General features: G+C 35.2%; 17 protein-coding genes. 7 read left to right on the top strand and 10 right to left on the bottom strand.

What is annotated here, in order from left to right; translation table 11 throughout:
• The first annotated feature begins 298 nt into the window (after positions 1–298).
• Complete coding sequence (proG, locus tag HCJ50_RS08300) at positions 299–1,138, top strand: pyrroline-5-carboxylate reductase ProG (RefSeq protein WP_185348266.1); 840 nt, start codon at positions 299–301, stop codon at positions 1,136–1,138.
• A 76-nt stretch (positions 1,139–1,214) separates the two neighbouring features.
• On the opposite strand, the gene HCJ50_RS08305 is transcribed toward proG, so the two are convergent.
• Both HCJ50_RS08305 and HCJ50_RS08310 read right to left on the bottom strand, forming a co-directional pair.
• Positions 1,215–3,494 (bottom strand): DNA translocase FtsK, encoded by a 2,280-nt coding sequence (locus tag HCJ50_RS08305; RefSeq protein ID WP_185348264.1) that lies wholly within the window; start codon positions 3,492–3,494, stop codon positions 1,215–1,217.
• Between the two features lie 145 nt (positions 3,495–3,639).
• Positions 3,640–4,566: a YitT family protein gene (locus tag HCJ50_RS08310; protein WP_185348262.1), complete on the bottom strand. Its 927-nt coding sequence runs from the start codon at positions 4,564–4,566 to the stop codon at positions 3,640–3,642.
• Between the two features lie 248 nt (positions 4,567–4,814).
• On the opposite strand from HCJ50_RS08310, the gene trhO reads away from it, so the two are divergent.
• The gene (gene trhO / locus HCJ50_RS08315; RefSeq protein WP_185348278.1) at positions 4,815–5,762 is read left to right on the top strand and encodes an oxygen-dependent tRNA uridine(34) hydroxylase TrhO; all 948 of its coding nucleotides are present in this window, start codon (positions 4,815–4,817) and stop codon (positions 5,760–5,762) included.
• An 89-nt stretch (positions 5,763–5,851) separates the two neighbouring features.
• Here the strand turns inward: trhO and fni are convergent, their stop codons facing one another.
• Both fni and HCJ50_RS08325 read right to left on the bottom strand, forming a co-directional pair.
• Positions 5,852–6,928, bottom strand: coding sequence for a type 2 isopentenyl-diphosphate Delta-isomerase (fni, locus tag HCJ50_RS08320; RefSeq protein WP_185348260.1), 1,077 nt, complete (start codon positions 6,926–6,928; stop codon positions 5,852–5,854).
• Positions 6,929–6,985: 57 nt separating this feature from the next.
• Complete coding sequence (locus tag HCJ50_RS08325; RefSeq protein WP_185348258.1) at positions 6,986–7,333, bottom strand: DUF1033 family protein; 348 nt, start codon at positions 7,331–7,333, stop codon at positions 6,986–6,988.
• Positions 7,334–7,472: 139 nt separating this feature from the next.
• On the opposite strand from HCJ50_RS08325, the gene HCJ50_RS08330 reads away from it, so the two are divergent.
• The 3 genes from HCJ50_RS08330 (at position 7,473) to HCJ50_RS08340 (ending at position 8,984) form a co-directional block, all read left to right on the top strand.
• Complete coding sequence (locus HCJ50_RS08330; protein WP_185348256.1) at positions 7,473–7,754, top strand: acylphosphatase; 282 nt, start codon at positions 7,473–7,475, stop codon at positions 7,752–7,754.
• A gap of 84 nt (positions 7,755–7,838) precedes the next feature.
• A complete protein-coding gene (locus HCJ50_RS08335) occupies positions 7,839–8,120 on the top strand; it encodes a hypothetical protein (protein WP_185348254.1) in 282 nt (93 codons plus the stop codon).
• Between the two features lie 36 nt (positions 8,121–8,156).
• On the top strand, positions 8,157–8,984 hold the full coding sequence (locus tag HCJ50_RS08340) for a membrane protein insertase YidC (RefSeq protein ID WP_185348252.1): 828 nt from the start codon (positions 8,157–8,159) through the stop codon (positions 8,982–8,984).
• Between the two features lie 116 nt (positions 8,985–9,100).
• On the opposite strand, the gene HCJ50_RS08345 is transcribed toward HCJ50_RS08340, so the two are convergent.
• The 3 genes from HCJ50_RS08345 to HCJ50_RS08355 form a co-directional block, all read right to left on the bottom strand.
• Complete coding sequence (locus HCJ50_RS08345; protein ID WP_185348250.1) at positions 9,101–10,552, bottom strand: HAMP domain-containing sensor histidine kinase; 1,452 nt, start codon at positions 10,550–10,552, stop codon at positions 9,101–9,103.
• A complete protein-coding gene (locus HCJ50_RS08350; RefSeq protein WP_003719652.1) occupies positions 10,549–11,229 on the bottom strand; it encodes a response regulator transcription factor in 681 nt (226 codons plus the stop codon). Before HCJ50_RS08350 ends, HCJ50_RS08345 begins: the two co-directional genes overlap by 4 nt.
• 197 nt (positions 11,230–11,426) lie before the next feature.
• Positions 11,427–11,771 (bottom strand): winged helix-turn-helix transcriptional regulator, encoded by a 345-nt coding sequence (locus tag HCJ50_RS08355; RefSeq protein WP_185348246.1) that lies wholly within the window; start codon positions 11,769–11,771, stop codon positions 11,427–11,429.
• Positions 11,772–11,888: 117 nt separating this feature from the next.
• Here HCJ50_RS08355 and HCJ50_RS08360 point away from each other — a divergent pair, with 117 nt between their 5' ends.
• The gene (locus HCJ50_RS08360; RefSeq protein ID WP_185348244.1) at positions 11,889–12,521 is read left to right on the top strand and encodes an NAD(P)-dependent oxidoreductase; all 633 of its coding nucleotides are present in this window, start codon (positions 11,889–11,891) and stop codon (positions 12,519–12,521) included.
• A gap of 61 nt (positions 12,522–12,582) precedes the next feature.
• Here HCJ50_RS08360 and gndA read toward each other — a convergent pair whose 3' ends face one another.
• Together gndA and HCJ50_RS08370 are read right to left on the bottom strand one after the other, a co-directional pair.
• Positions 12,583–14,001 carry an NADP-dependent phosphogluconate dehydrogenase gene (gene gndA / locus HCJ50_RS08365; protein WP_185348242.1) on the bottom strand — a complete coding sequence of 473 codons (1,419 nt, stop codon included), beginning with the start codon at positions 13,999–14,001 and terminating at the stop codon, positions 12,583–12,585.
• Positions 14,002–14,145: 144 nt separating this feature from the next.
• Positions 14,146–15,240, bottom strand: coding sequence for a M20/M25/M40 family metallo-hydrolase (locus HCJ50_RS08370; protein WP_185348240.1), 1,095 nt, complete (start codon positions 15,238–15,240; stop codon positions 14,146–14,148).
• Positions 15,241–15,355: 115 nt separating this feature from the next.
• Here HCJ50_RS08370 and prli42 point away from each other — a divergent pair, with 115 nt between their 5' ends.
• Positions 15,356–15,451, top strand: coding sequence for a stressosome-associated protein Prli42 (gene prli42, locus HCJ50_RS08375; protein ID WP_185348238.1), 96 nt, complete (start codon positions 15,356–15,358; stop codon positions 15,449–15,451).
• A 157-nt stretch (positions 15,452–15,608) separates the two neighbouring features.
• Here the strand turns inward: prli42 and HCJ50_RS08380 are convergent, their stop codons facing one another.
• Positions 15,609–16,862: a dihydrolipoamide acetyltransferase family protein gene (locus HCJ50_RS08380; protein WP_185348229.1), complete on the bottom strand. Its 1,254-nt coding sequence runs from the start codon at positions 16,860–16,862 to the stop codon at positions 15,609–15,611.
• Between the last annotated feature and the right edge of the window lie 20 nt (positions 16,863–16,882).

The raw sequence follows: 16,882 nt of genomic DNA on the forward strand, positions 1-16,882 counted from the left end.
ACAATTCAGGTGCGTATTAAATTATGTAAGATCCCTTTTTGGATAACGCACAAAAACATTTAACGTCTTCTCCAACTCTTCTTAATATACCATGGAAAATAAAATAAATAAATAACCAAGTGCATATATTTTTAATGCAAATGAATTCAGAAAATTTCATCCTGTCAAAATCATTAAACTTTGGCAAACCCTTACAAATAAACACTTTAATGTGAAAAAGTAATCAATCAAATTTAGTTGCATTCCTTTTTTATTCCATTCATAATAATAAAATAATGCTAGAAAGGCGGGATAAAAAATGACAAAATTTGGCTTTATCGAATTTGGAGGAATGGCAGCTTTAATTGCCACAAAAATGGTGGAAGCAAAGATTATCTCACCAAAAGATATTATTATTTATTCTAGTTCCGAAAACGAACATTTCCAGTTGTTTTATGATAAATATCCGACAGCCGAATTAGCAGCAAATGAAGCAGAAGTTTTTACAAAAGCAGCACATAGTTTTATTTGCAAACAAACAATGGAAGTTTTACCACTTATAAATAATTGTGCGGCAGTTCTAACATCAGAACGTCATATAATTTCGATTGCTGCTGGAGTCAGTACTGATGATATTCTTGCTATTTCATCAGATTTACAAATTAGCAAATTAATTCCTTCGCTTACTATGCGTGTTGATATTGGAACGACACTTATCGCTCATTCAAATATGGTATCAAATGAAAATCGTAAATGGCTAGAAGATACTTTTGACTTATTTGGGCATGTTATGACGATTCGCGAGGAAAATATTGAAATCGCCAGTAATTTAACAAGTGCTTCGCCAGGGATTATTGCAGCTATTTTTGAACAGTTTATGGAAGCCGCATTACGAAAATCCAGCTTATCTGATGTGGAAGTATTTCAAATGATTAATTTTGCACTTGCTGGAACATCCAAACTATTAATAGAAGAAGATGTTACTTTTAGTGGGCTCATTAATAAAGTAGCAACAAAAGACGGTATCACTGCTGAAAGTGTCGAGCTTAGTCAAAACAATTTACCGGCTTTTTTTGATGAACTTTTAAACCGTACTCAAGATAAACACACAAATACCAAACAAGAAATTGAACAACAAAAAAGAGAGTTGCTTTCTTAAAAAGAGGTTGCGCATTGGAGTCCCCCAAAAAAAATCAGATTTTTTGGGGTCTGCTCTTTACTGCGCAACCTCTTTTTTATTCGTTTTCTGGGTTTGATTCTACATTAACTCGTCTTGGTTTACTTCCTTCATGAGGACCAACTACCCCTCTTTGCTCCATTTCATCAATTAATCGAGCAGCGCGATTATAGCCGATACGGAATTTTCTTTGTAACATTGAGACGGAAGCAGTTTGCATTTCAACAACAAGTTCTACGGCTTCATGATAAAGTTCATCCGTCACTTCTCCTTCTACTTCAGGAATATCATCAGGAATCATTTCTTCGTTATACTGCGCTTTTTGTTGCGAAATAACATAATTAACAACATCTTCTACTTCTGCATCAGATAAAAAGGCTCCTTGAATTCGAGTTGGTTTGCTTGACCCAACAGGAAGCAGCAACATATCACCACGACCAAGTAATTTTTCTGCACCGCCCATATCAAGAATTGTTCTAGAGTCAATCGAACTTGATACTGCAAATGCAATTCTTGAAGGAATATTGGCTTTGATGACACCAGTTATTACATCTACGGATGGTCTTTGAGTTGCGATAATTAAATGAATTCCTGCAGCACGTGCCATTTGTGCAAGTCTTGTAATCGCATCTTCTACATCGTTAGAGGCAACCATCATTAAATCAGCCAATTCATCCACAATAACAACAATAAATGGCAGTTCTGCTTGTTTTTCTTCGTTTAATTCATTGTGTTTTTTCACATGGTCATTATAGCCTTGCATATTACGAGTCCCAGTATGAGAGAATAAATCATAACGGCGTTCCATTTCTGCAACAACTTTTTGAAGGGCTTGTGCGGCTTTTTTAGGATTTGTTACTACAGGTGCAAGAAGATGCGGAATACCATTGTAAACATTTAATTCCACCATTTTTGGATCTATCATCATCATTTTTACTTCATGAGGTTTAGCGCGAAGTAAAATGCTTGTGATAATTCCATTAATGCAGACAGACTTCCCGCTTCCAGTTGCTCCTGCGACCAGTAAATGAGGCATTTTATCTAAACTCGCCATCATTGCTTCTCCGGAAATATCTCGACCAAGAGCAATTTGCAGTTTTTCTTCTGGATTGTTTTTTGGATTATTTTCAAGAACCTCACGTAACGAAACCATTGCGACATTTTGATTCGCTACTTCTATTCCGATAGCAGATTTTCCTGGTATTGGTGCTTCAATTCGAATATCTTTTGCAGCTAAAGCAAGGGCAATATCATCACTTAATGAAACTATTTTGCTTACTTTAACACCAACAGAAGGCTGTACCTCATATTTAGTAACAGCTGGCCCTAAATGGACTTGCGTAATCTTTGCTTTTACACCAAAACTGCTGAAGGTATCTTCCAGTTTTTTGGCGTTTACTTTTATTTGGTCATACTCTTTACTTTGGTCTGTTACTTTCGCAGGTGCCAAAATATCTACAGGTGGTAATTGGTAAATTTCGTTTTCAAAAGATTCTTGTTCAAAAAGGACTAAATCCGGATCTTTCGTATCTGTTTCTTCTCTTTCTTCTGGCGGATCTTTTACTAGCTCTACTTTAGAACTGAAATTAGAAATAATTGGTGGTAGTTTTTCTTCTTTTTCCGGTTCTATTTCAACTACTTCCGCTTCTATTTCGTCCTCTGCTGCTTTTTCTGCTTTCTTTTGATCACGTTTCGCTTTTACTTCTTTACCTTTTTCTGTAGCTGCCTTTCCTTTTGAAAATAAATAGCGAACAAAATCAGCTATTTTAGCAAAAAATTGGCGTATCGATATTCCGGAAACTAGTGAGAAACCATAAACGATTAATAATACTGCGATAATATTCGTTCCTAAACGATCTACTAAAAAATAAGTAACTGAAGTAATTGCTGCACCTAACATGCCGGCTCCAACAAATCCTACTTGATTAGGATTAAATAAATTCTCAAGAAGGAGTTTCCATGTTCCTAATAGGACGGAACTATCTGCTCCCAGGGTGTGCACAATAAAATACATATGTATATATGTTAAAAATCCTAAAATAATTAAATAAATTCCAACTAGGCGCTTGCTAAAAAAACGTGGTCGTTGTCTTTTTATTACTAAATAGCCCCCAAGAATAACAAATCCTGCTAAAAGGACATAGCTTAACAAGCCTACCCACATCTCAGAAAGAGCAAAAAATACTCTACCAATAAAACCTAATTGTAAAATCCCTACTATTCCAAACGCTACTAAAATAACACCAACTATTTCTGAGCGTAATGATGCTGATTTTTTCTTTTTCGAACGGCTAGATGTTTTTTTACGTCCAGTCGTTTTTTTCTTTTGTGTCGCCATTTAAGTCCCACCTATTCCTTTTTTCGCTTGTTTTATTATAGCATATCAAACCATTTCATAGTTCATACTAAAGCCCTATTATCCAAACAAATGTTTCCTTAAAAAACCACAAATCTCCTTTGAAGAGAAATATGGTTTCTTTTTGTTATAAATGGGGTGTTTTCGTGTTCATAAGCTTACCACCACGAACTTCTGACATGCTACCACCAACTGCTAAGAAAGCTTCTGGATCAATCTCATCTAGAATTGCTTTCACCTTCACTTCTTCAAATCTTGAGACAATAACGAAAACTACTTTCCTTACATCGCCAGAATATCCTCCTGTTGCATCCAAATAAGTCACACCTTTTCCAAGCTGATCCATAATTTCTGCACCAATTTCTTCATAATAACGGCTAATAATAAAAGCACTTTTCGATTCATCTACACCTTGAATAACAATATCAATAACTTTATATGCTAAAAAGTATGTAATTAGTGAGTACATCGCTCGGTCCCAGTTAAAAACAAGTCCTGCGATAATAAAAATAACAATATTGATAAACATAATAATTTGCCCAGTCGAAAATGGGGTTCTACCATTAATAATGATGGAAATAATTTCTGTTCCATCAAGTGCTCCACCATTGCGGATTACGAGTCCAACACCAAGCCCGAGCGTCATTCCACCAAATACTGTAGCAAGTAGCAAATCGTCTGTCACAGGCTCCATATCATGTAACAAGAGCGTTACAATTGACATGACTGCAATACCATACAAAGTAAACAGCGCAAATACTTTTCCGATTTTTCGGTAACCGATAATAAAAAATGGAATATTAAGTACAAATGTTAAAACACCTAGTGGTAAAGGCGTTAGTTGTGAAATAATAATGGAAATCCCAACTACACCGCCATCTAATATCTGATTGTTTACAAGAAAAAGTTCTAGGCCAACACCCATTAAAATTGCCCCAAAAGTTATCATCAAAAACTTATAAACAAACCATTTCAATCTTCTTCGTCGTTCTTGTTTTACTTTTTTTAAGGCTAGTTCCTCCAAAAATGATTCATTTATTTGCACATAGCTCACGCCCAATCCTTACTTTATTCTTTATTTTTAGGCAATGAAAACAATACTTGCTTCCATTAACAAAATTTTTGCTTCATATTTAATAAGTATACCATAGCTGTTTTGTCCTTGTACACATAGTTAATAATAAGAAGTATTTTTTCAGTTTGTCTACTTGCCATGCTCCATCTTGCTATAGTATAGTATTAATGCGCAAACTTGTGGAGAAAATCTCGCACATGAAATACATTTTGAAGGGTGATAAAATTATGAGTGACTATCAAGTGTTGTTATATTACAAATACACAACGATTGATGATCCAGAATCTTTTGCAAAAGAGCATTTAGCTACTTGCAAAGAAATGGAATTAAAAGGTCGGATATTGGTGGCTACTGAGGGGATTAACGGCACCGTTTCTGGCACTGTGGAAGCAACAAATAACTATATGGCTTATATGGCAAAGGATGAACGTTTTCGTGATATGGTATTTAAAATTGACGAGACAGACGCTCATGCCTTTAAAAAAATGCATGTTCGACCAAGAGCAGAAATTGTTAGTTTAAGTTTAGAAAATGATGTAAATCCGCTTGAAATAACCGGAACTTATTTAGAACCAGCTGAATTTCGCGAAGCTCTACTAGCGGAAGACACTGTTATTTTAGATGCAAGAAATGATTATGAATTTGATCTTGGTCATTTTCGTGGAGCTGTTCGACCAGATATCCAAAATTTCCGTGAATTACCTAGTTGGATTGAAGAAAATCGTGATCAATTGGCAGATAAAAAAATTGTGACTTATTGCACTGGTGGTATTCGTTGTGAGAAATTTTCTGGTTGGCTAAAAACAGCGGGCTTTGATGATGTAAGCCAACTTCATGGTGGTATTGCTACTTATGGAAAAAACGAAGAAACACAAGGAGAACTTTGGGACGGGCAAATGTATGTTTTTGATGAGCGAATCGCCGTTCCAATCAACCAAGTAAATCCGACAATTGTTGGTAAAGATTACTTTGATGGTACCCCTTGTGAACGCTACATTAATTGTGCTAATCCGTATTGCAATAAACAAATTCTTGCCTCTGTCGAAAATGAAGAAAAATATTTACACAGCTGTTCCAATGAATGCCGTGTTCATCCAGCAAATTTATATACTAAAAACTTATCCAAAGAAAGTTTTACTGAAAGACTAGAAGCTTTAAACGAAACAGTTCAATAACAAAAATAAAAACCAGCTTGCTAAGATATTTGCCCTTAAAGTTAGATTGTTTGGTCTAACTTTAAGAGGGCAATACAGCATGCTGGTTTTTATTTTCTATTAGCTAATTGTTTTAAATCAATTCCTCGTAAATTCCCCCATGTAGCAAGTTCTCCTGTCACGACCAATGAAGTTTTTTTAAGTTCAGTAATATTTTGGGCATCTGCCAGAACAAATAATCCTCGTAATTGTTCTTTCCATAACTCCAATTTAGCAATAGTTTGTTCGACACCATTTTTTTTCAATGAATAAATAACTTGTCCTGCCATCCCAACGCTGCCTGCTCCAAGTGCTAAAGATTTCACGATATCCATTGGTGTCCTAATGCCCCCAGATGAAAGAAAGGCTATATCTGGCGCATCCGCATGTTGCATATCTAATAATGCTTGACCAGTAGTAATACCCCAATCAAGCAAAAAATCATATGCTTGGTCACGTCGACGATCATTTTCAATTCGGGCGAAGTTTGTCCCGCCCTTCCCAGCTAAATCGACCGTTTGAACACCAATATTTGCTAAAGATGTAACTGTCTCACGCGTTAACCCAAAACCAACTTCTTTAACAATTATAGGTACTGGCGACAACTTAACATATTCTTCTATTCTTGTTAACCAGTGACTAAAAGAACGGTCCCCTTCTTGCATAACTAACTCTTGGGCTGGATTAATATGAATTTGGAGAGCATCAGCAGTTAACATCTCTACCGCGCGTAATCCATCTTCTATTTTTACTTCTGGGCTTATATTTGCTAGAATTACTCCATTTGGATTGTTATCCCGAACAACTTGATATGTATCAATAAGCGTGCTATTTTTTAATGCGGCAGATTGTGAACCCACTGCCATCGGAATCCCTACTTCTTTTGCAATTTCTGCAAGATCCGCATTGATTTTCTTAGTGTGGCGACTCCCTCCAGTCATTGCATTAATGTAAAAGGGAAACGCCACATCCATCCCGCAAATCGTTGTTGTTAAATCAATATCACGCACATTGTAGCGCGGGATAGAGGTTCCTAGCAGCTGAATATCATCTAAACTAAATTTGCCAAGTTGTTCGTTTTGTTTTACTCCAAGGGCAACATGCTCATCTTTGCGCCTTTCTCTTAATAAGTCCTCGTTCTTTTGCATTTCTAGTCCTCCACAAATCACTAATTTCTCCTATATTTTTCAACGAGATAATACATCTCAAGTAAATGTCAGTACGGTTTTGAAAATAGTTTCTTTTTCTTCGAGAGTTGGTTGATATACTTCCCCGTCTAAAAATAAAATTAGACCATGGAAGGTTTGAATGTCATCTTCGCAGTCTTCACAATATTCCACTTCTTCTTCATTCCAAGCAGCAAGTAGACAATCTTTTTTTGTTTGATGATTAGGATAATTACGCAATAACACTTTTGCTAGTTCTTGATATTTAGCCAGTGCTTCCTCTTTTTCTGAAAAAGAATAATCTGCTTGAATAGACATTTCCCATTCCTCGAAAAACCACCAAGGTTCATATTCCCCTTTGGTTAGATAGACATTCCACTTTGCCATCATAAAAACTCCCAACACTAATTAGAATACTATTATTATAGCATAAGCCTGCTTGAAATACTGAAATGCAAATTTTTGAAAGTAGCTCGAAAAAAAGATACACTAGGTATAAGGAAAAATAGAAGGGATTGGTTGCATAATGGCTCGGAATACAGCGATTTTAAGAGTGACTGGATTTGTTCAAGGAGTTGGTTTTCGTTACACGACAAAACATGTTGCATATAAATATGACATTAGTGGCACTGTTAAAAACTTAGATGATGGATCTGTTGAAATTCATGCCATTGCAGAAGAAGAAAATTTAGATAAATTTATTGATGCTATTAAAAAAGGACCTTCTCCTGGTTGTCGAATTGAGCATGTTTATATTTATAAAGGCGCTCCAGTAGAAGAACGAAAAACGTTTGATATTATTTATTAATTTTAAAAAATAGTGGTTGTACTATAGCTCTTTTTGCATTATAGTTAATGAGTACTTAAACCTTGAAAGGAGCGAATGCGTGGCATGATTTCCATTTTGCAGATTTTACTGGAACCAGAATTCATTTCACTTACGGTAACGTTTTTATTAATGTTGACGATTTTTAGTTATTGGTCGGCTATTACATTATTAAAACCGAAAATGGTGCTACCCGCTGACGCTATTTATTTAAAGCGAAGTAAGCTTTCATTAAAAGCTCATTTTTACCGAGCTTCTCCCAATTTTATTATCAATTGGTTGGCAGTCACAATGAAATGTAGCGCTATTACCGATGATGAAGACAGTTTTTCATTTTCCAACGTATAAACTTATTATTTTATCATTTAGGAGGAAAATGAAACATTGAAAAAGAAAAATATTATTCTAATTAGTGTACTATTTGGTGCATTACTACTACTTACAGGTTGTAGTTTGGACCCTTCTCAAAATACGGATGGTTTCTTTAGCACCTATTTAATCCAACCATTTACAAGCTTTATTATGTTTGTCGCATCCTTTGTTGGTGATAATTATGGTGTTGCGATTATTATAACTACTTTATTAATCCGTGCGCTTATTATGCCTCTTAACTTGCGTACAGCAAAAGCACAAATGGGCATGCAATCAAAAATGGCCGTAGCTAAACCAGAAATTGACGAAATTCAAGCACGACTTAAACGAGCAACATCAAAAGAAGAACAAGCAACCATTCAAAAAGAAATGATGGCCGTTTATTCTAAATATAATATTAACCCAATGCAAATGGGCTGTTTACCTTTACTAATACAAATGCCTATATTGATGGCTTTCTATTATGCAATTCGTGGCTCCTCAGAAATTGCCAGCCATACGTTCTTATGGTTTAATCTAGGTTCACCAGATATGATTTTAGCAATTATTGCTGGGTTGGTATATTTGGCTCAATATTTCGTTTCAATGATTGGGTACTCACCTGAACAAAAGAAACAAATGAAAATAATTGGCTTAATGTCACCTATCATGATTTTATTTGTTTCATTCTCCGCTCCATCTGCACTTGCTCTATACTGGGCGGTCGGTGGTATTTTCTTAGCAGGACAAACATTATTAACGAAAAAATTATATATGAATAAACACCCAGAAATTAAAATAATGGAACAAGAAGAAAAAGAGTTTGAACAAATCGTTGAAGAACAAAAGAAAGAAAAATAATAGTTAAAAAATCCCCTGGAAAATATAATTATATTTTCCAGGGGATTTTCTATTGATAATATATACTTATTGACAAAAATACACGCCTACCTAAAATTTAGATGGACGTGTATGTGTTATTTTGATTTTGGTTCAATATACGGCAAGGTGATTTTGATAGTAGTACCTTTATCAGGCTCACTAATCGCGCCAATTGTTCCAAGGTACCCTTCAACTAATTGTTTAGCGATTGCAAGGCCTAAGCCATTACCGCCTTTTTCACGGCTTCTCGCTTTATCGACCCGGTAAAATCTATTAAAAATTTTATCAATTTCTTCCTGAGAAATACCTTCCCCATAATCGCGAACATCAATATGAATCTGATTTTTTTCCTTATATAAATGCATATCGACTTCTGTTCCATTACCAGAATACTTAACTGCATTATCCATAATGATAATCAAAATTTGTTCTAGGTGATTATGTTGAATAAGAGCACGTAAATCTGTGTCATCTTCAATTAGTTTGAATGTAAAAGTTTCATACATAACTTCAAAATTACGTCTTACTTGTTCAACCGTTGCATTTACATCTGTTATTTGCAATTCTTTGGTTTGTGAAATTTGTTCAGCCCTTGATAAATCAAGCATTTCTTGTACTAATTTTTTCATTCGCTCTAATTCTGTTAACGATGCATTTAATGATTCATCTAACACTTCTGGATCGTCTTTTCCCCAACGAGTAAGAAGTTTCAAATGTCCTTCCATGATTTGTACAGGCGTCCGTAACTCATGTGATGCATCTTCCACAAATTGTTTTTGTTGTTCAAAACTAGTTTCAATTCTTGTCATCATATCATTAAAAACAACCGTCAACTCTCCAATCTCATCTCGAGAGTTAGTTTTTGTTTCAATACGTTTTTGGAAACCATTTTTACGAATATCATTCATTGAGCGAGCAAGTTTTGTTAGCGGGTTTAAGAAGTTTTGTGCAAGTAAGTAACCTAGCATTCCACTAATAAATAGCGCCACAGCACCAAGAAGAATCATCGTCACAAGTAATCGATCCATCATTCGATTATAAGAAGTAAGTGGATTAACAACCTGTGCATATCCAATAACCGTCGTATTGTCATCTGCAACAATCGGCATTTGTGCAGTCATCATCTTCTGCCCATCTATCGTGGGTTTATTCATAATGAATTTATCAGTTCCACTCACAAAATACTGCGAAAAATCAATGCTCGTAATATCTTGATTTCTTGAAAAATAATATTTATTAATAAAATGACCATCTTTATCATACAAGTTAATTACTTGATCTTGTAATTTTCGGTTCACCGTTTTGTCATTATTAAATAGATATTTGATTTCCTCATTGTCGGTTAGATCTTGATTAGTTAGCGTACTCGTGGTTGCTAGCAGCAGTTCTTTCACTTCTGGTTCTTCTTCATTAAGCAACATTTGCCCAATTCCTTGGTAAATCGCATATGAAAACAAGAAAAAAGTTAGAAAAATGGCTGCACTAGCTCCAAAAGTCCATTTAAATTTCAAAGAGCGACTTTTTAAGGAGAATGGGCTGGTTGTCATGTACGCATCACATACCCAGTCCCACGAACAGTTTGAATATAACTTTCTTCGTCAGGATGATCAATTTTATTTCGCAAATAACGAACATATACATCCACTACATTTGTTTCTACTTCTGTTTCATACCCCCAAACTTTATTCAGTAGCACTTCTCGAGTTAGCACGATATTGACATTTTCCATTAGAGTAAGTAAAAGTTCATATTCACGTTTTGTTAAATCAATAATTTCTTCATCTCGTTTTACAATCCGATTTTCTTTTTCAACAATAAGATTTCGGTATTGAAGCGTCGTTTGTTTAGCTGATTGTTCCGCATTCTCAACTCGACGTAATAGAGAACGTAGCCGAGCAAGTAACTCTTCAATTGCAAATGGCTTAACAATATAATCATCTGCCCCGTGATCAAGTCCTGATACACGATCAATGACAGAGTCACGTGCGGTTATCATAATAATCGGTGTTTGTTTTACTTGGCGAACACGACGACATACTTCTACGCCATTCAAATGCGGCAACATTAAATCAAGCAAAATTGCATCCCATTCTTCGTTTAATGCGAGTTCAAGTCCAGCTCGTCCATCATTCGCGACTGCTGTTTCATAATTTTCATGTTGTAATTCTAACTCAATAAAACGGGCTAAATTTTTTTCATCTTCAACAATTAATATTCTATTCATTTGGCCTAACCCTCTCTTTCGGTCATTACACTATATTCCTATTACTATTGTAACGAACTTTGACTCAAAAACAACTAATAACAGCCTATAAATGGATATTTCCTGCATTTTTTACTACTTTACCATGATTTATTCATAGAAATCTCATAAAAAAGCACTCACCAATGAAAATAAGCGTCTGACACTTTAAAATTCACTTATAAATATTCATTTTTATATTCCTGATACTCCACTGCCCATACCTCCAGCGCTTCAATGATTGGCAGAAATTTCGTTCCAATATCGGTCAAAGAATATTCGACTTTCGGAGGTACTTCTCGATAAACTTCTCGATGAATCAATCCGTATTTTTCTAATAAACGCAGCTCTTTTGTTAAATTAGCTTGTGTAATTTGTGGTATTTCTCGACTTAGCTCACCAAAACGAAAGGTTTTTTGACTTAGAAAATAAATAATTACCATTGTCCATTTCCCATTAATAATTTTTTGAACATCTGCGACAGGGCATGAAATTATATTTGTGTTTTCTTTACTATTTGTCATGCAATAGCCTCCATTACTATCATTTTTAATAGTACCTATTAAAAAATAAGGTACTTGTGAAAACAAATTTTACTCTTTATACTTTGAAAAGTAAAGACTATCATTTGGAGGTTGATTATGAAAATAGCCATTTTTGGTGCTACTGGTGGTATCGGTAAATTTGTTGTCCAGCATGCTTTGGAACGTGGATTTATCGTAAATGCTTATGTTCGCAATGCAGATAAAGTAACAATACATCATCCTAATTTGGAAATTCATACAGGAGAATTAACTAATTATCTAAAAATAAAGGCGGCACTTAGTGGATGTGATGTGGTGATATGGTGTGTTGGAATCCCAATGAAAAAGTATGTAGGAACTGTTTCATTAGATGGTCACAAAATATTGCTTCAAGCTATGGTTGAATGCGGGATAAAGCGATTAATTGATTGGGGAACCCCAAGTATTCCATTTAAAAAAGATAAAAAATCATTTACTACGATATTCCCCTCCTTGATTGCTGGGATAGCGTTAAAACAGGCGAAAACAGAAATGCTCTCTATTGCAAGATTAATTACTGCGTCTACTGTCGAATGGACAATAGTTAGATTTATCGCTCCTAAAAATTCGCCATATAAAGGAAATATAAAAACGAGCTATGGTGATAGTAAGCTAAAATGGAGTATCTCTCGTGAGGATATTGCTGTATTTATGCTTGACCAAGTTACTAGCAAAAAATATATTTACTCTATGCCAATTATAGGAACTTAACTATTCTATACCAATAAAAAAGAGACACTCACATTATGTAGGAGTGTCTCTTTTTGAAAACTTATTCGTCTACTTCTGGCCATTCTGTATGGAAAATTCCTGGTTTATCAATTCTTTCATACGTATGCGCTCCAAAATAATCACGTTGCGCTTGAATAAGATTTGCAGGTAATACCTCAGAACGATAACTATCGTAATAGCTAATTGCTGCAGTAAATGTTGGCACTGGAATTCCAGCTTTTACTGCTTCTGCTACGACTGTACGAAGATCGCCTTGGTAATTGTGGGCAATATCTTTGAAATAAGGATCAAGTAGTAAGTTTTTAAGATTTTTATCTTGGTTATAAGCATCTGTAATTTTTTGTAAGAAGCGAGCACGGATAATACAGCCAGCGCGGAAGATTTTTGCAATTTCCCCGTATTGTAAATCCCAATTATTCTCTTCGCTTGCAGCTCTCATTTGAGCAAAACCTTGTGCATAAGAAGCAATTTTACTGAAATAAAGTGCGCGACGAACAGATTCCACAAAAGCTTTTTTGTCCCCTTCAAATTGGTAATTAGAAGGACCATTTAAAACAGTACTTGCATAAACACGTTCTTCTTTCAATGCAGAAATGTAGCGTGCAAATACAGATTCGGTAATTAAGGAAAGCGGTACACCTAAATCAAGTGCACTTTGGCTAGTCCATTTACCAGTACCTTTTTGACCGGCTTTATCCAAAATAACATCCACTATTGGTTTACCAGTTTCTTCGTCTTTTACTTTTAGAATATTTTTAGTGATCTCGATTAAATAACTATCCAGCTCGCCATTATTCCATTCTTCAAATACAGTTGCAAGTTCCTCATGGTTAAGTCCACCAATTTCTTTTAAAATTGTGTAGGCTTCTGCGATTAATTGCATATCACCGTATTCGATACCATTATGCACCATTTTAACGTAATGTCCGGCACCATCTGGACCAATATAAGTTACACAAGGTTCGCCATCTGCTACTGCAGCAATTTCACGTAAAATTGGAGCTACAAGGTCATATGCTTTGCGTTGTCCACCCGGCATAATAGAAGGTCCTTTTAATGCGCCTTCTTCTCCGCCTGATACACCAGTTCCGATAAAATTAAATCCTTCTTCACTTAATTCTTTATTACGACGAATCGTGTCTTTAAAGAATGCATTCCCGCCATCAATTAAAATATCTCCTTCATTTAAGAAAGGTTTAACTGCTTCAATCATCATATCTGTAGCATCGCCAGCTTTTACCATAATAAGAATACGGCGTGGTACTTCAAGAGATTCAACAAAATCCTCTAAACTATAAGTTGGTACTAATTTTTTGTCCGCATTTTCTTCCATTACCGCTTTTGTTTTTTCAGAAGAACGGTTAAAGATAGATACTGTATGACCGCGGCTTTCGATATTTAGGGCTAAATTACGACCCATAACGCCCATTCCTATAACACCTATTTCTTGTTTTGCCATTTTGCACTTCTTCCTTTCCGGTTTATTAAGGCAGAAAAATCTGTCTTACTTCAACATGACACATAAAAGTATCAACATTATTTACTATATCAAAGAATTGCCTCTTGGACAATGAATCAATCCGAATTATTTGACTTTTTTTCATTAATTTAACTTTCTAAGTAAAATTTTTTCATTTTTTGCGGATTCTGCTAGATTTATGACTAAATGTGTAAGCTCTTCTAATTGCTCTATAAACACGTACTCCTCTTCTGTGTGCGCTTGCTCGTATCCCGCAGAAAGTAATATCGTTGGAATCCCTTTTTCGTTCAAAATATTTGCATCAGTTCCGCCTTCTAGACTTATTTCTTGCATTTTTAATCCTTGTTTTTGTGTAGCTTTTTGAAGAATATTGATTAATGGGTGTTTTTTTTGAATTTGAAAACCTTCATAAATCAGCGCTGTTTCATGAGCCAATGTGGCACCGTATTTCTCACATATCTGACTAAAGCGTTCTTTTATTGTTTGAATATGCCCTAATGCTTTGGAATAATTAGCATTTGAATCAAATATAATTTCTAGTTGCGCATCTTGCTGATTATTATCATTAATTCCTCCAGAGAACGACTGAATTTCCCACTTATTTTCCTTGTCAATGCGGCCGGGTTTTGTTGCATGAAGCGCCATTTTCGCAACAGAAATTGGTGACATTTGTGTAATATCAGAGCTCACAATTGTAAAGGTAACTGCTACTAACGTATTTGCTTTAGCTTGATAACTACCAACTTTTCCTGGAGCATCTAAGCAATAGCCGTAAGTAGCTGTGATTTTTTCTTCTGGAAATAATTTCATTCCAACCATTCCAAGTTCTTCTCTAGTCGTAAAAATAAATTCAATTGGACCATGTACTGTTTTTTCAGCAACAAAATAATCTATCGCAGCTAACATAGCCGCCACTGCTGCTTTATCATCTGCACCTAATGAAGCATCGTTTTCCGTCCTAATTTTACCCTCATCAATTTGAACAATTGGTTTTTCTGCGCTTGGATGAGTATCTAAATGGCTCCCAAAAAGAATGGTTGGAAAATTTTCAGCAGTTGCTGGAATTCGAGCAATTAGACCATAACTTTCATCTAAACTAAATGAAACGCCTAAATTAGTTAAATGACTTTCTATATAACTTAAAATAGCTGCTTCTTTTCTAGAAATAGACGGAATTTGAATAAGTTCCATAAAATATTTTTTCACATTCGTTTCCATAAATTATTCCCCTTTGGTCTTTTTGGATAAAAAATACAAATATTACTTGAAATTCTTCTCATTTATCAGTAAGATATATTTAAGTAAAGCTTTATGAGAGGAGTTTTCTTCCACAATGACTAATAAAAAAATAGTTCGCGTTGTCGTTATTTTAATGTTGATCGCGATTGTATTATCTAGTGTTTTAACTGGGGTATTAATGTTTCTATAAGAGTTTACTATCTGAGCCAATTTGGTTCAGATTTTTTTTGCTTTTTTCTACAAAAAAAGAGCAGCACCCGAAAGTACTACCCAAGACATCTAGGGAGTTTAGGGGTATGGATCTAGATGTACTAAACAATACCCGCTAAAGCTAGATTAAAACATATTTAATATAACGCTGTATTATCTTTGGAAATTTTTTCTACTGCGGCTTTTATTGCTTGTAAGAATTTGCCTGCGAGTAATCCATCTAGTATACGATGATCAATGGACAAACATAGATTTACCATGTCACGAACAGCAATCATATCATCAATAATTACTGGACGTTTAACAATTGACTCTACTTGAAGAATGGCTGCTTGTGGATGGTTAATAATTCCCATAGATTGTATGGAACCAAAAGAACCAGTACTATTAACTGTAAATGTGCCACCTTCCATATCCGCTTGTGTAAGTTTTCCATTTCGAGCTTTTAAAGCAAGTTCGCTAATTTCACGAGCAATACCTTTAATTGATTTTTCATCTGCATTTTTAATTACCGGCACATAGAGTAAATCTCCTGCTGCAACTGCTATAGAAACATTGATATTCCCATGCTCAATAATTTTATCTCCTGCCCACGTACTATTAAGTTGTGGGAATTCTTTTAATGCTTGTGCTACTGCTTTGATGAAAAAAGCAAAGTAAGTTAATGAATAGCCTTCTTCTTTTTTAAAGCTATCTTTCACGGAATTACGGTAGCGAACAAGACCAGTTGCATCGACTTCAACCATCATCCACGCATGCGGAATTTCTTGTTTGCTAACACTCATATGTTTAGCAATTGCTTTTCTTACGCCGTTAATTGGAATTTCCTTGTCTCCTGCTACTGTTCTAACTGGTTCAGGAGTCTTTGTTTGTTCACGTGTTGGTTGTTCCAACTGTTCTTGTTTAGGAGCTGCTGAACCGGTTTCTATTCTTTGCAGCAAATCTTTTCTTGTAATCCGACCGCCTTTTCCTGTTCCTTGAATGGTATTTAAATCGATATTATTTTCACCAGCGATTCGTAGTACAGCAGGAGAAAATCTTCCGCTTGCTGGTGCCTCCGCTAATGTTACTTGTTTTGCTGATTCATTTGTTTCTTTAGGTGTCTCGTCAGGTATCTGTTCTTTTGTCTCTACTTCCACGTTACTTGTTTCAGCTGTTTCAATAGTACAAATCACTTCGCCGACTTCTAATGTTGTATCTTCTTCCGCCAAAAGCTCTTTAATGGTACCGCTAAATGAAGATGGGATTTCAGCGGTTACTTTGTCAGTTAACACTTCAGCAATAGCATCATATTTTTCTACTTTATCACCGGGTTTGACTAACCATGAACTAATGGTTCCTTCTGTTACACTTTCCCCTAACTTGGGCATGGTTATTTTTTCAACTGCCACGGGTCTTCACTCCTTTTATT

Source organism: Listeria immobilis, from assembly GCF_014322765.1.
Taxonomy (GTDB): Bacteria; Bacillota; Bacilli; order Lactobacillales; family Listeriaceae; genus Listeria; species Listeria immobilis.

What these genes read in the sequence shown, in the direction of transcription:
- proG (WP_185348266.1), top strand. Translation starts at nt 299, where the DNA reads ATGACAAAATTTGGCTTTATCGAATTTGGAGGAATGGCAGCTTTAATT.
- HCJ50_RS08305 (WP_185348264.1), bottom strand. Translation starts at nt 3,494, where the DNA reads ATGGCGACACAAAAGAAAAAAACGACTGGACGTAAAAAAACATCTAGC.
- trhO (WP_185348278.1), top strand. Translation starts at nt 4,815, where the DNA reads ATGAGTGACTATCAAGTGTTGTTATATTACAAATACACAACGATTGAT.
- fni (WP_185348260.1), bottom strand. Translation starts at nt 6,928, where the DNA reads ATGCAAAAGAACGAGGACTTATTAAGAGAAAGGCGCAAAGATGAGCAT.
- HCJ50_RS08325 (WP_185348258.1), bottom strand. Translation starts at nt 7,333, where the DNA reads ATGGCAAAGTGGAATGTCTATCTAACCAAAGGGGAATATGAACCTTGG.
- HCJ50_RS08330 (WP_185348256.1), top strand. Translation starts at nt 7,473, where the DNA reads ATGGCTCGGAATACAGCGATTTTAAGAGTGACTGGATTTGTTCAAGGA.
- HCJ50_RS08335 (WP_185348254.1), top strand. Translation starts at nt 7,839, where the DNA reads ATGATTTCCATTTTGCAGATTTTACTGGAACCAGAATTCATTTCACTT.
- HCJ50_RS08345 (WP_185348250.1), bottom strand. Translation starts at nt 10,552, where the DNA reads ATGACAACCAGCCCATTCTCCTTAAAAAGTCGCTCTTTGAAATTTAAA.
- HCJ50_RS08350 (WP_003719652.1), bottom strand. Translation starts at nt 11,229, where the DNA reads ATGAATAGAATATTAATTGTTGAAGATGAAAAAAATTTAGCCCGTTTT.
- HCJ50_RS08355 (WP_185348246.1), bottom strand. Translation starts at nt 11,771, where the DNA reads ATGACAAATAGTAAAGAAAACACAAATATAATTTCATGCCCTGTCGCA.
- HCJ50_RS08360 (WP_185348244.1), top strand. Translation starts at nt 11,889, where the DNA reads ATGAAAATAGCCATTTTTGGTGCTACTGGTGGTATCGGTAAATTTGTT.
- gndA (WP_185348242.1), bottom strand. Translation starts at nt 14,001, where the DNA reads ATGGCAAAACAAGAAATAGGTGTTATAGGAATGGGCGTTATGGGTCGT.
- HCJ50_RS08370 (WP_185348240.1), bottom strand. Translation starts at nt 15,240, where the DNA reads ATGGAAACGAATGTGAAAAAATATTTTATGGAACTTATTCAAATTCCG.
- prli42 (WP_185348238.1), top strand. Translation starts at nt 15,356, where the DNA reads ATGACTAATAAAAAAATAGTTCGCGTTGTCGTTATTTTAATGTTGATC.